The organism is Pseudomonas sp. Os17 (assembly GCF_001547895.1).
GTDB lineage: Bacteria > Pseudomonadota > Gammaproteobacteria > Pseudomonadales > Pseudomonadaceae > Aquipseudomonas.
Genome location: NZ_AP014627.1, coordinates 790,494 through 804,055, shown reverse-complemented (window position 1 = coordinate 804,055; position 13,562 = coordinate 790,494). Strand labels below are relative to the sequence as shown.

The window sequence follows — 13,562 nt, the reverse complement described above, 5'->3', positions numbered from 1 at the left end:
CTCATTTCTCAAGGAGCCTCCTCATGTCCACGGCAAAAACCGCTCTGATCATCGGCGCTTCCCGGGGCCTGGGCCTCGGCCTGGTCCAGCGCCTGCTCGAAGACGGCTGGCAGGTCACTGCCACCGTGCGCAACCCGCACAAGGCCGAGGCCCTGCAAGCGTTGGGCAAGGTGCAGATCGAGCAGCTGGACATGGACGATCAGCAAGCCGTGATCGCCCTCAGCCACAAGCTCAAGGATCAGGTGTTCGACCTGCTGTTCGTCAACGCCGGGGTCAAGGGCCCGGACAACCAGTTGCCGGGCCACGCGACCCTGGCCGAAGTCGGCCAACTGTTCTTCACCAACGCCGTGGCGCCAATCAACCTGGCCCAGCGCTTTGTCGGGCAGATCCGCAAGGACAGCGGCGTGCTGGCGTTCATGAGTTCGGTGCTGGGCAGCGTGACCATGCCGGATGCTCCGGAACTGGCGCTGTACAAGGCCAGCAAGGCGGCGCTGAACTCCATGACCAACAGCTTCGTCACCCAGCTGCAACAGAAGCTGACCGTGCTCTCGCTGCACCCGGGCTGGGTGAAGACCGACATGGGCGGCGAAGGTGCCGACATCGACGTGGAAACCAGCACCCGCGGGCTGATCGCCCAGGTCAATGCCTACACCGGCAAGGGCGGGCATCACTTCGTCAACTACAAGGGCGAAACCATCCCCTGGTAAGCCCGCAACCCCTGCAACCAGTGTCCCAGGCAGTGCTTGCACAGCGCTGCCAAGGCGCTGCAACGGGGGGCAAACGGCAAGTTTTGTCCCCCGGCAAATCTTTCGCTAGACTGCGCACCTCGCCCCTTGCGGCGACCCTGGATCAGCAGACAGGGCAACACTGAGCTGGCTAACCTGAACCCACTTTCAGAGGAGCCGGCCACCATGCCTGCGACCCGTACCTGGTTAAAAAATCCCCTGGCCATCTTCACCGGCAATGCCCTCGACGCCCGTGGCGGCCTGGTGCTGCAAGACGGTCTGATCGTTGAAGTGCTGGGCCAGGGCCAACAGCCTGCAAGCCCCTGCCAGCAGGTCTTCGATGCCCGCGAGCACGTGTTGCTGCCGGGCCTGATCAACACCCATCATCACTTCTACCAAACCCTGACCCGGGCCTGGGCGCCGGTGGTCAACCAGCCGCTGTTCCCCTGGCTCAAGACCCTGTACCCGGTCTGGGCCCGGCTGACCCCGGAAAAGCTCGCCCTGGCCACCAAAGTGGCGCTGGCCGAACTGCTACTCTCCGGTTGCACCACCGCCGCCGACCATCACTACCTGTTTCCCGACGGCCTGGAAAACGCCATCGACGTGCAAGTCGAAAGCGTGCGTGAACTGGGCATGCGCGCCATGCTCACCCGCGGTTCCATGAGCCTGGGCGAAAAGGACGGCGGCCTGCCACCGCAACAGACCGTGCAGGAAGGCCAGGTGATTCTCGACGACAGTCAGCGCCTGATTCGCCAGTACCACGAGCGTGGCGACGGCGCGCAAATCCAGATCGCCCTGGCGCCGTGCTCGCCGTTCTCGGTGACCCCGGAAATCATGTCGGCCAGCGCCGAACTGGCCAACGGACTCGATGTGCGCCTGCACACTCACCTCGCCGAAACCCTCGACGAAGAAGACTTCTGCCTGCAGCGCTTCGGCCTGCGCACCGTGGATTACCTGGACAGCGTCGGCTGGCTCGGTCCGCGTACCTGGCTGGCCCACGGCATCCACTTCAACCCGGATGAAATCGCCCGCCTGGGCGCTGCCGGCACCGGCATCTGCCATTGCCCGAGTTCGAACATGCGCCTGGCCTCCGGCATCTGCCCCAGCATCGAGCTGACCGACGCCGGCGCGCCCCTGGGCTTGGGCGTGGACGGTTCGGCGTCCAACGATGCGTCGAACATGATCCTCGAAGCGCGGCAGGCGCTGTACATCCAGCGCCTGCGCTACGGCGCCGAGAAGATCACCCCGGAGCGGGTACTGGGCTGGGCGACCCGGGGTTCGGCGAGCCTGCTGGGCCGCACCGACATCGGCGAGCTGGCGGTGGGCAAGCAGGCGGACCTGGCGTTGTTCAAGCTCGATGAACTGCGTTTCTCGGGCAGCCATGATCCGGTTTCGGCACTGCTGTTGTGCGGCGCGGATCGGGCGGATCGGGTCATGATCGGCGGCCAGTGGCGGGTGATTGATGGCCAGGTCGAAGGGCTGGACCTGAAAAACCTGATCGCCGATCACAGCCAGGCGGCCCGGCAGTTGATCGCCGGTAGCTGATCGTTGAGTCCAACGGCGAGGGACCCGATCCCTCGCCTGCGCCTTAAGCGGAATCGGATTGAGGAAACATGTTAGTTTCCGCCCTCGAACGAACCGCTATAGGGACATTACGTGAAACCAAAGTACGGACTGGCGCTCTGCGTCGCGCTGCTGATTTCAGGCTGCGAGAAACAGGAGGTTGCTGGCCCGCCCAGCAACGTGCTGTCAGCTGAAAAAGTGGCAGAAATTGCGTCGACCATCAGCCGTAAATACCCGAATCTGTCCCCACAAAACCGCGAGGCCGTACTCAACACAGTGGTCCGCTCGCTGGACAACATGGTGTTGATTGAAGGGGGCGAATTCCAGATGGGCGATTTCGGCTGGCCCCGTGGCTTCGACCCACAGGCCTTGTGCCAATGGCCCTGTGGCGTGGCCCCGGAAAAAATGGAGCGGATCAGCCTCGAGGTCGATGACGACTTCGTTCATCCGGTCAAATTGAGCAGCTATTACCTGTCCTCGTTGCAAACCACCCTGGGCGATTTCGATCTGTTCTTCCTCGCGCAAGGCAAGCCGCCGTTCGACGCAAAACTGCGCGAAATCGCCGAGATGAAGCACCTTTACCAGGCAAACCTGCCCGCCCCGGCGTCTAAAGAATGGCAAGAAGCCAAGGATTACTGCGGCTGGCTGGCAGAGCTCAGCGGCTATCCCGTCGATCTACCCACCGAGGCCCAATGGGAATATGCGGCGCGCAACCGCGGCCAACCGGTGATGTTCGCCACCGACAATGGCAATCTGGATTACGGCCGCAACTTCCCGGCCCCTGACGACAACGAAACCTTCGCCGTGCATAGGTTCGTGCCCAATCCGCTGGGCCTCTACAACCTCACCGGCAACGCCAGTGAATGGGTCAACGATTGGTACGATAAACACTACTATCGCGAGTCTCCCGTGGAGAACCCGCAAGGGCCTGAAACAGGCATTTATCGGGCGCAACGGGGCGCCAACAACGTAAATGCCAACGACCCGACCTTTTCGCCCTCGGCCAGCACCGTGCGTCGTTGGAGCTGGGGGGCACTCGCGGCCTGGAATGCCCCCGGAGTCAGCTTTCGCTGTGCCATCCAGTCAGCGCAGCCGCTTTAAAGACCCAGCAGCGACAGCATGATGAAGGTGGCAAACAGCACGAAGTGAGTCATGCCCTCGATGGCGTTGGTTTCACCGTCGTTGAGGTTGATCGCGCTGACGATCAGGGTGATGAACACCATCACCGTCTGCACCGGGGTCATGGCCATCTGGAACGGCTGGCCGGTGTACAGGGCCATGGCCTCCATCACCGGCACCGTGAGGATCACCGTCGACAGGGACGCGCCCAGGGCCACGTTGACCACCGACTGCATGCGGTTGGCCAGGGCCGCGCGCAGGGCGGTGAGAATTTCCGGCGCAGCGGAAATGGCCGCCACCAGGATCGCCGTGATCACCGGCGGTGCGCCCGTGCCTTCCAGCCCCAGGTCCAGGGTCTTGGACATCACCTCGGCCAAGGCGCCGATCACCACCACGCCGAACACCAGGATGCCGATGCTCCAGGCCAGGTTGATGGCCTGGGGTTGTTCCTGGGCCTCTTTACTGCGGCGCTTTTCCGGGTAGCTGTAGCTGAAGAAGTAACTGTGGGGCCCGACCTGCATGCGCAGGAACAGGGTGTAGAGCACCACCATCGCACCGATGGTGAAGGCCGAGTAGACCTTCCAGTCGGCCTCGGGGATGAACTCCGGCACCACCATCGACACGCCCATGGCGGTGAGGATCATCACGCTGTAGGTGCGCGCCGAATCGTCGTTGTAGGGCTGCTCGCCGTGCTTGATGCCGCCCATCAGCGCGGCCAGGCCGAGGATGCCGTTGATGTCCAGCATCACCGCCGAATAGATGGTGTCGCGCACCAGGGTCGGCGAGGCTTCGTTGCTCATCATGATGGCCAGGATCACCACCTCCACCAACACAGCGGCCAGGGTCAGGATCATGGTGCCGTAGGGGTCGCCGACCTTTTCCGCCAGCAGTTCGGCGTGATGGGCGACGCGCATCGAGGCGATGACGATAAAGCCGATCAGCACCAACCCGGCCATCAGGGCGATGCCTTGGCCGCTATTGAGCAACAGGTGTTCCAGGGGATAGGCGGCCACGGCCGCCAGCAGCGCAAGCAGCAAAAACTGTTCTTGCTTGAGGGAAGTGAACATTGCAGTCCTTTGACGGAAATAAAAACGAGTACAGGAGATGAGTAAAAGACTGCTTCGGGTCACTAACGTTTCGTTGCATGTTAGTGCACCAGCCTCAGGCACCGCGCACCGGGTTGGATCTTGAAAGCCCTTCGCCGGCAAGCCGGCTCCAACATTCCAGCCCCGTAGGAGCTGGCTTGCCAGCGAAAAGCGCGCCCCAAAGCCCCCGTAGAAACCGCCTCGCCGGCGCACCGCCATCTTTGTTGTCCTGTTGGTCAGCTATTTGCATTGGCCTGCAGCGTTTGCCGCCCGCCCCCCTCACAACAAGATGGAGCTTCCATTCATGCATACACGCCCGTTGCACAAGCTGCTCTGCGCCCTGGCCGCCGCCATCGGCCTGAGTGCCAGTCTCACCGCCAGCGCCGCCGACCCGCTGAAGGTCGGCTTCGTCTACATCGGCCCCATCGGCGACCACGGCTGGACCTATCAGCATGAGCAGGGACGCAAGGCCCTGGCGGAAAAGTTCGGCGAGCAGATCAAGACCAACTACGTCGAGAACGTGGCCGAAGGCGCCGATGCCGAGCGGGTGATCCGCAACATGGCCAAGGACAACTACGACCTGATCTTCACCACCTCCTTCGGCTACATGAACCCCACCCTGAAAGTCGCCAAGCAGTTCCCCAAGGTGACCTTCGAACACGCCACCGGCTACAAGCAGGACAAGAACCTTGGCACCTACCTGGCGCGCACCTACGAGGGGCGTTACGTCGGCGGCTTTCTCGCGGCGAAGATGACCAAGAGCAAGAAGATCGGCTACGTCGCCTCGTTCCCGATCCCGGAGGTGATCCGCGACATCAACGCCATCCAGCTGGCCCTGAACAAGTACAACCCGGGCACCGAGATCAAGGTGGTGTGGGTCAACTCCTGGTTCGACCCGGGCAAGGAAGCCGACGCCGCCAACGCCCTGATCGACCAGGGCGCCGACGTGATCTTCCAGCACACCGACAGCCCGGCGCCGATCCAGGCCGCAGAACGCCGTGGCGTGTATGCGGTGGGCTACGCCTCGGACATGGCCCACTTCGGCCCCAAGGCGGTGCTGACCTCCATCGTCAACAACTGGGCCCCGCACTACATCCAGGCCACCCAGGGGGTGCTCGATCACAGCTGGAAATCCCAGGACTACTGGGGCGGCCTGAAAGAGGGTACGGTTGAGCTGCCCCTCAGCGACCTGCTGCCGGCCCCGGTGAAAACCGAGGCCGAGCAGATCATCGCCAGCATCAAGAGCGGCGAGTTCCACCCGTTCACCGGCCCGATCAAGGACCAGGCCGGGGTCGAGAAAATCGCCGCGGGGGTCAGCGCCAGCAATGCCGAACTGGCCTCGATGAACTACTACGTCGAAGGCCTGAAGGCAGACCTCCCCAAATAAGCTGGTCGTCGCTGCCGGAACATCCGGCAGCGACGGCGGACCGTCAACCGGATGGGAGCCATTTCATGCATCAACTGCCGATCATCGATATCAGCCCGCTGTATCAGGAGGCCCAGCCAGGCTGGGACAGTGTCGCCAAACAGATCGACCGCGCCTGTCGTGAGTGGGGCTTCTTCTACATCAAGGGTCACCCGATCAGCGCACAACGCATCGAGCAATTGCTGGCCATGGCCAAGCATTTCTTCGCCCTGCCCAGCGCCGAAAAACTCAAGATCGACATCACCCAGAGCCGCCACCACCGCGGCTACGGCGCCATCGCCACCGAGCAACTGGACCCGGGCAAGCCCAGCGACCTCAAGGAAACCTTCGACATGGGCCTGCACCTGCCGTATGACCATCCCGAGGTAGTGGCGGACAAGCCCCTGCGCGGCCCCAACCGCCACCCGCACCTGCCCGGCTGGAAAGACCTGATGGAGCAGCACTACCAGGACATGCAGGCCCTGGCCCAGACCCTGCTGCGGGCCATGACCCTGGCCCTGGGCATCGAGCGCGACTTCTTCGACCGCCGCTTCCAGGACCCGGTCAGCGTGCTGCGGCTGATCCACTACCCGCCGCGCCACACCGCCAGCAGCGAAGAACAGCAAGGCGCCGGCGCCCACACCGACTATGGCTGCATCACCCTGCTCTACCAGGACACCGCCGGTGGCTTGCAGGTGCGCAACGTCCAGGGGCAGTGGATCGATGCGCCGCCCATCGAAGGCAGCTTCGTGGTCAACCTCGGCGACATGATGGCGCGCTGGAGCAACGACCGTTACCTGTCGACCCCGCACCGGGTCATCAGCCCGCTGGGGGTGGACCGCTACTCGATGCCGTTCTTTGCCGAACCGCACCCGGACACCCGCATCGAATGCCTGCCCGGCTGCCAGGACGCGGAGCACCCGGCCAAGTACCCGGTGACCACCTGCGCCGAATTCCTGCTGTCGCGCTTTGCCGACACCTACGCCTATCGCCGGGAGCTGGAGCAGGCCTGATCGCCCATTCGGTCAGGTTTTACCGAACAATGGCGCCGCCAGATGTAGAATGGCGGCTTTTTCGGGCCCGGTGAAAACCTGGCGATAGCCGCAACCGCCGCCAGTTCCCCAGAGAAGGGCACGGCCCCGGCAGCGCATCACTCTCGCAGCGCCCGCCTGCACCTGATGAGACAACACCATGTATGACTGGCTGAACGCCTTGCCCAAGGCCGAGTTGCACCTGCACCTGGAAGGTTCCCTGGAACCGGAACTGCTGTTCGCCCTGGCCGAACGCAACAAGATCGCCCTGCCCTGGAGCGACGTCGAAACCCTGCGCAAGGCCTACGCCTTCAACAACCTGCAGGAATTCCTCGACCTGTATTACCAGGGCGCCGATGTGCTGCGCACCTCCCAGGATTTCTACGACCTGACCTGGGCCTACCTGCTGCGCTGCAAAGAGCAGAACGTGATCCACACCGAGCCGTTCTTCGATCCGCAGACCCACACCGACCGCGGTATCCCGTTCGAAGTGGTGCTCAACGGCATCGCCGCCGCCCTCAAGGACGGCGAACAGCAACTGGGCATCACCAGCGGCCTGATCCTCAGCTTCCTGCGCCACTTGAGCGAAGAAGAAGCACAGAAAACCCTCGACCAGGCGCTGCCGTTCCGCGATGCCTTCGTTGCCGTGGGCCTGGACAGTTCGGAAATGGGTCACCCGCCGAGCAAGTTCCAGCGGGTCTTCGACCGCGCCCGCAGCGAAGGCTTCCTGACCGTCGCCCACGCCGGCGAGGAAGGCCCGCCGGAGTACATCTGGGAAGCCCTGGACCTTCTGAAGATCCAGCGCATCGACCACGGCGTACGCGCTTTCGAGGATGAGCGGCTGATGCAGCGCATCATCGACGAGCAGATCCCGCTGACCGTGTGCCCGCTGTCCAACACCAAGCTCTGCGTGTTCGACCACATGTCCCAGCACAACATCCTGCAAATGCTCGAGCGCGGGGTGAAGGTCACGGTCAACTCCGATGACCCGGCCTACTTCGGCGGCTACGTCACCGAGAACTTCCACGCCCTGTACACCGACCTGGGCATGACCCAGGACCAGGCCCGGCGCCTGGCGCAGAACAGCCTGGATGCGCGGCTGGTCAAGCCGTAACGGCCTTCGCCGGCCAGCCGGCTCCTACAGGTTCGTGTAGGAGCCGGCTGGCCGGCGAACAGCTCCCCCTCTCTATCAGCCCCCCGCCTCGCTCAACGCCTCCAGCGTCTTGCCCCGGGTCTCCATCCCGAACAGCCAGACCACTCCCGCCGCGATCACGAAGCACGCCGCCCCCAGGGCAAACACCCCGCCCTGCCCGGTGATGGGAAACACCAGCCCGGTCACCAAGGGCCCCAGCAACGAACCGATCCGGCCAACGGCCGAAGCAAAGCCCGAGCCCGTGGCCCGGGCCGACGTCGGGTACAGCTCGGGCGTGTAGGTGTAGAGCACCGCCCACATGCCGAACAGGAAGAACTGCATCAACAGCCCGGTGCCGATCAGCAGCCCGACGTTGCCGCCAAACACCGCGCTCTGTCCGTAGAAGAACGCCATGACCCCGCCACCGAGCAAGGTCACGATGCACACCGGCTTGCGTCCCCAGCGCTCCACCAGCCAGGCGGCCATGAGAAACCCGGGAATCCCGCCCAGGGAAATCAGCACCGTGTAGTACACCGACTGCGTCACGGCAAAACCGGATGTTTGCAGCAAGGCGCTGAGCCAGGACGTCAGCCCGTAGAAACCCAGCAGGGCGAAGAACCACAGGCTCCAGATCATCAACGTGCGTTGCCGGTACAGGGGCGACCAGATCTGTTTCAGCGCGGAGAAAAAGTGCCCCGGCGCACTGTCGAGGCGTGGCAGGCGCACCGGCTCCGGCAACTGCGCCGTGCCCAGGGAAGCCCGGACCTTGTTCTCGATGTCGCCCAGCACGCGGTCCGCATCGGCATGCCGCCCGGCCTGCTCCAGCCAGCGCGGCGACTCGGGAATAAAGAAACGGATCACCAGCACGAACACCGCCGGAATCGCCAGTACCAGGAAGATGTCGCGCCAGCCGATCAGCGGCAGGAGGAAATACGACAGCACCCCGGAGGCAACGAAACCCAGGGGCCAGAAGCCGTCCATCAAGGCGATGTAGCGCCCGCGTCGTTGCGCCGGAATCATCTCCGAGAGCATCGATTGGGCGATGGGAAACTCCATGCCCATGCCGATCCCCAGCAGCACCCGGAACAGGGTCAGGCTGTCCACGCTCTGGGCGGTGGAACACAGGTAGCTGGCCAGGCCCCAGAGCACGATGCTCCATTGGAACACCGGCTTGCGCCCGAAGCGGTCGGCGAGCATGCCCGACAGCGACGCGCCGAGCACCATGCCGAAGAAACTGGAGCTGGCCAGCAGGCCGGCCTGGGCCGAGCTCAGACCGAACTCGGTTTTGATCGAGCCGAGGAGGAACGTCATCATCGCCAGGTCCATGGAATCGAAGAAAAACGCCAGGGCGATGATGATGAAGATCACGCGGTGATAACCGCTGATGGGCAATCGTTCCAAGCGCTCGGCGGCGCTGTATCCCTGTATGGCCATGCCCGTTCCCCCGGTTGAATGCTGGACCGTCCGAGTGTGCGGGATCGAGGCCGGGACGGATGGCTGAGGGCGACCTGTTCGCGTCAGGCAGCGACGCCGGGCACGGGCCCGGGTTGGCCGGCTGCTACGGGCGGCGGGCGCTGATCTCGGCGCAACGCTCCTGAAGCAGGTCGCGCAGCAACTTCACCGGTTTGCTCAGGTGCGCCCGATGGGTGCACAGCAGGTTCAACGACGCGCCTTCGCAGCGCAGCTCCGGCAGCAGGATCTGCAGGCGACCGGCGAGCACATCGCCGGCCACGTCCAGCCAGGACTTGTAGGCAATCCCCTCGCCGGCCACGGCCCAGCGCCGCACCACATCGGCATCGTCGCTCAAGCGGTCGCCACTGACGGTCAGGCTCACCTCGCGCTTGCCGTCAAAAAAGCTCCAGAGGTCGTGCGCCCGGCTGTCGAGCATGTACAGCAGGCAGTTGTGCTGGGCCAGGTGCTCCAGCTGGCGCGGTTCGCCGTGCCGCGCCAGGTAGCTGGGAGCTGCGCACAGCACCCGGCGGTTGTCCGGGGCCACCGGCAAGGCCACCAGGCTGGAGTCCTCCGGCTCGCCGTAGCGCAGGGCGATATCCACCGGCTGGCGGAACAGGTCGGCAATCCGGTCCCCTAGCAGCAGGCGCACGCTGAGCTTGGGGTAGGCACGCTGAAACTCGTCGAGCCAGGGCAGCAGCAGGTTGCGGCCAAAGTCCGAAGGCGCGGACAGTTGCAACACGCCGCTGACCTGATCCTGGCCGCTGGCCAACAGGCGCCGTCCTTCATCCAGGTTGCTCAAGGCGGCGCGGGCGTATTCCAGAAAGCCCTCGCCCTCGGCGGTCAGGCGCAGGCTGCGGGTCGAGCGGGCCAGCAGGCGCGCGCCCAGGTGTTCTTCAATGCGCTTGAGGGCGGCGCTGGCCACTGCCGGCGACAGGTCCATGACCCGGGCCGCCGCCGACAGGCTGCCCAGATCGGCGGCACGCACGAACAACTGCAGGTCATCAAATCGCAGCATCGGTGAATTTCCGGATTATCAAAAAAATATTGAAAGAGACTGCTCTTTTAGCCGGTTTTATCTTCAGGAGAAATAGCCAATTATCTGCCCATCGCCTGACTCCCCTGAGGAAAACCCCATGTCCCAAGCCTTTACCGCGATTGCGACGCTGATCGCCAAGCCCCAGCAACAAGCCGTTCTCAAGCGCGAACTCAGCGCCCTGGTCCCGCCCAGCCGCGAGGAAGCCGGCTGCCAGTACTACGAGCTGCATGAGGACGCCGCGCAGCCGGGCACCTTCTACGTACTGGAACGCTGGGACGATGAAGCCGCCCTGGAATTTCACAACCACACGGCGCACTTCCAGCACTTCATCGCCCAGACCCGTGAAGCAATCGAGCACTTCGAGCTCAAGCGCCTGCAATTGCTCGTCTGAGCCCAACTCTCACACTCATCAGGAACTCATCATGAAAGCCATCGCCTACTACGCCTCCCTGCCGATCGACGACCCCAAGTCCCTGCAAGACATCGAACTGCCCGAGCCGGTGGCCGGCCCTCGCGACCTGCTGGTGGAAGTCAAGGCCATCTCGGTCAACCCGGTGGACACCAAGGTCCGCCAGAACGTCCAGCCCGAAGGCGGCGCCGCCAAGGTGCTGGGCTGGGACGTGGCCGGCGTGGTCAAGGCCGTGGGCAGCGAGGTCAGCCTGTTCAAGGTCGGCGACCGGGTGTTCTACGCCGGCTCCATCGCCCGGGCCGGCGGCAACAGCCAATTGCATACGGTGGATGAACGCATCGTCGGCCATATGCCCAAGAGCCTGGGCTTTGCCGAAGCCGCGGCCCTGCCGCTGACCGCGATCACCGCCTGGGAGCTGCTGTTCGAACGCCTGCAGATCAGCCAGGACCGCAGCGACCAGGGCCAGAGCCTGCTGATCGTTGGCGCCGCCGGCGGGGTCGGTTCGATCCTCACCCAACTGGCCCGGCAACTGACCGGCCTCAAGGTGATCGGCAGTGCCTCCCGGGAACAGACCCAGGCCTGGGTCCGCGAGCTGGCGCCCAGCATGTGGTGGATCACCGCCAGCCACTGAGCGCCGAGCTCAAGCGCATCGGCATCCATCAGGTGACCCACGTGGCCAGCCTGACCCAGACCGACGCTCACCTCGATGAATTGGTGGAGGCCCTGGCGCCCCAGGGCAAGCTGGCCCTGATCGACGACCCGAAAAGCCTCGATGTGACCAAGCTCAAGCGCAAGAGCCTGTCGCTGCACTGGGAGTTCATGTACACCCGTTCGCTGTTCGAAACCGCCGACATGCAAGAGCAGCATGTGCTGCTCAACAAGGTCGCCGAGCTGATCGACGCCGGCACCCTGAAGACCACGCTGGGCGAGCATTTCGGCCAGATCAACGCGGCCAACTTGCGGCGTGCCCATGCCGTGCTGGAGAGCGGCACGGCCAAGGGCAAGATCGTTCTGGAAGGTTTCTAAGGCCCTGGCGGACGGTGGCCATCGCGCAGAAAAGCCCGCTGGTCGCCGTCAGTCCGAGAGTTGATTTCGGTCATATTTGTGACCGTATTCGGGTCTACACTGGCAGCCCTTGCACCGCACTCTTTTAGCGTTAGGAGGTCAGCAATGAAGATCCTGATAAAAGAACTGGCACACCCTCAAGGCTCCCAATGGCAGGTACGCCTGGATCAGCATGCGGTGACTTTCCGCAGCGAGGCCGAAGCCCGGGCGTTCACCCAGACCCTGCAGGCCCGCTTGCAAGCTCCCCACCAGATTCCCCAGGTTCAGCGCGCCGTCGGCTGACTCAAGGCTCGGCGGCTCTCAAGGCCCGGGCATTCTGCAAACGCCGGGTCACGACCGCCATGCTCACCGCCAGAACCCCGCACAGGCAGATGACCATGGCCATCGGCATGGCGCTGCCATCGTGCAATACCCCCACCAGATAGGCGGCACCCGCCGCCACGCTGAACTGCAGGCAACCGAGCATCGCCGACGCGCTGCCGGCCCGCGCGCCCTGGCCGTTCATGGCACAGGCCGCAGCGTTGGGAATGATGCAGCCCAGGCTGGCGATGCACACGAACAACGGCAGTAGCAGCGGCCAGAGTGCGCTGGTGTGCAAGGCGCTGATTCCCAACAGGGTCAGGCCCGCCGCCAGGTAGATCCACACCGTGCGGGCCAGCAGAAAGGCCGGCCCGCGCTTGGCCAGCAGGCGCGCATTGATCTGCGCCACCAGGATGAAGCCCCCGGCGTTGATCCCGAAGAACCAGCCAAAGTGCTCCGCCGGCACGCCGTAGAGCTTGATAAAGACAAAGGGCGAACCGGCGATGTAGGAAAACATCCCGGCGATGGCGATGCCGCCGGTCAGGGCGTGACCGAGAAAGACCCGGTCCGCCAGCAGCAGGCCGTACTGGCGCAGCGCTCCGGACAAGGGCAGGCGCGGACGCGTGGCCGGCATGCTTTCCGGCAGGCCCAGGGCCACCGCCAATCCGGACAGGGCGCTGAACACCGTGAGCATGATGAAGATCGACTGCCAGCCATACAGGTTGACCAGCAGGCCGCCGAGCATCGGCGCCAGGATCGGCGCCAGGCCCATCACCAGCATCAGTTGGGAGAACACCTTGGCCGAACCCACCGCGTCGCACTTGTCGCTGACCACCGCGCGGGAAATCACCATGCCGGCACAGCCGCCCAGGGCCTGGACAAAACGTGCACCGATCAGCCACTCCAGATTGGGGGCATAGGCGCAGGCCACGGAGGCCAGGGTGAACAGCCCCACGCCAGCCAGCAGGGGCAGGCGCCGGCCAAAACGGTCGGCCACCGGGCCATAGGCCAGCTGGCCGATGGACAGGCCGAGGAAATAGGCTGCCAGGGTCAGTTGGACGTGTTTTTCATCGGTGCCGAAAGCCAGGGCCATCGATGGAAAGGCCGGCAGGTAGAAGTCGATGGCCAGAGGGCCGAAGGCACTCAAGGCACCGAGAATCAGGATTGTGCGCAGGTTCATGGCATCCAGGCGAAGCGTAGGTCAGCGGGCGCACAGTCTAGCCGCGCTTGGACGCCTTGA

General features: G+C 64.2%; 12 protein-coding genes and 1 pseudogene. 9 read left to right on the top strand and 4 right to left on the bottom strand.

Annotated elements, in window-relative coordinates:
- The first annotated feature begins 23 nt into the window (after window positions 1-23).
- The 3 genes from POS17_RS03560 to POS17_RS03550 all read left to right on the top strand — a co-directional run bounded on the left by POS17_RS03560 (window position 24) and on the right by POS17_RS03550 (window position 3,389).
- A complete protein-coding gene (locus tag POS17_RS03560) occupies window positions 24-707 on the top strand; it encodes an SDR family oxidoreductase (protein ID WP_060837390.1) in 684 nt (227 codons plus the stop codon).
- 204 nt (window positions 708-911) lie between these two features.
- Complete coding sequence (locus POS17_RS03555; RefSeq protein ID WP_060837389.1) at window positions 912-2,270, top strand: 8-oxoguanine deaminase; 1,359 nt, start codon at window positions 912-914, stop codon at window positions 2,268-2,270.
- A gap of 111 nt (window positions 2,271-2,381) precedes the next feature.
- Window positions 2,382-3,389 carry a formylglycine-generating enzyme family protein gene (locus POS17_RS03550; protein ID WP_060837388.1) on the top strand — a complete coding sequence of 336 codons (1,008 nt, stop codon included), beginning with the start codon at window positions 2,382-2,384 and terminating at the stop codon, window positions 3,387-3,389.
- Here the strand turns inward: POS17_RS03550 and POS17_RS03545 are convergent.
- Window positions 3,386-4,474: a calcium:proton antiporter gene (locus tag POS17_RS03545; protein WP_060837387.1), complete on the bottom strand. Its 1,089-nt coding sequence runs from the start codon at window positions 4,472-4,474 to the stop codon at window positions 3,386-3,388. The two genes, POS17_RS03550 and POS17_RS03545, sit on opposite strands and share 4 nt — an antisense overlap.
- Before the next feature lie 322 nt (window positions 4,475-4,796).
- Between POS17_RS03545 and POS17_RS03540 the strand changes: the two genes are divergently transcribed.
- From POS17_RS03540 to POS17_RS03530, 3 genes are all read left to right on the top strand, one after another.
- Entirely contained in the window at window positions 4,797-5,879 is a 1,083-nt protein-coding gene (locus tag POS17_RS03540) for a BMP family ABC transporter substrate-binding protein (protein ID WP_060837386.1), read from the top strand.
- A gap of 65 nt (window positions 5,880-5,944) precedes the next feature.
- The gene (locus tag POS17_RS03535) at window positions 5,945-6,910 is read left to right on the top strand and encodes a 2-oxoglutarate and iron-dependent oxygenase domain-containing protein (protein ID WP_060837385.1); all 966 of its coding nucleotides are present in this window, start codon (window positions 5,945-5,947) and stop codon (window positions 6,908-6,910) included.
- A 178-nt stretch (window positions 6,911-7,088) separates the two neighbouring features.
- A complete protein-coding gene (locus POS17_RS03530; protein ID WP_016966700.1) occupies window positions 7,089-8,042 on the top strand; it encodes an adenosine deaminase in 954 nt (317 codons plus the stop codon).
- Window positions 8,043-8,117: 75 nt separating this feature from the next.
- Here POS17_RS03530 and POS17_RS03525 read toward each other — a convergent pair whose 3' ends face one another.
- On the bottom strand, window positions 8,118-9,494 hold the full coding sequence (locus POS17_RS03525) for an MFS transporter (protein WP_060837384.1): 1,377 nt from the start codon (window positions 9,492-9,494) through the stop codon (window positions 8,118-8,120).
- Window positions 9,495-9,618: 124 nt separating this feature from the next.
- Window positions 9,619-10,527, bottom strand: coding sequence for a LysR family transcriptional regulator (locus tag POS17_RS03520; RefSeq protein WP_060837383.1), 909 nt, complete (start codon window positions 10,525-10,527; stop codon window positions 9,619-9,621).
- 118 nt (window positions 10,528-10,645) lie between these two features.
- Between POS17_RS03520 and POS17_RS03515 the strand changes: the two genes are divergently transcribed.
- From POS17_RS03515 to POS17_RS32115, 3 genes and pseudogenes are all read left to right on the top strand, one after another.
- Complete coding sequence (locus POS17_RS03515) at window positions 10,646-10,939, top strand: putative quinol monooxygenase (RefSeq protein ID WP_060837382.1); 294 nt, start codon at window positions 10,646-10,648, stop codon at window positions 10,937-10,939.
- Window positions 10,940-10,970: 31 nt separating this feature from the next.
- Window positions 10,971-11,983 (top strand): annotated as a pseudogene (locus POS17_RS03510) (zinc-binding alcohol dehydrogenase family protein).
- Window positions 11,984-12,127: 144 nt separating this feature from the next.
- Entirely contained in the window at window positions 12,128-12,304 is a 177-nt protein-coding gene (locus tag POS17_RS32115) for a hypothetical protein (protein ID WP_164990742.1), read from the top strand.
- A gap of 1 nt (window position 12,305) precedes the next feature.
- Here POS17_RS32115 and POS17_RS03505 read toward each other — a convergent pair whose 3' ends face one another.
- Window positions 12,306-13,502, bottom strand: coding sequence for a multidrug effflux MFS transporter (locus tag POS17_RS03505; protein WP_060837381.1), 1,197 nt, complete (start codon window positions 13,500-13,502; stop codon window positions 12,306-12,308).
- Between the last annotated feature and the right edge of the window lie 60 nt (window positions 13,503-13,562).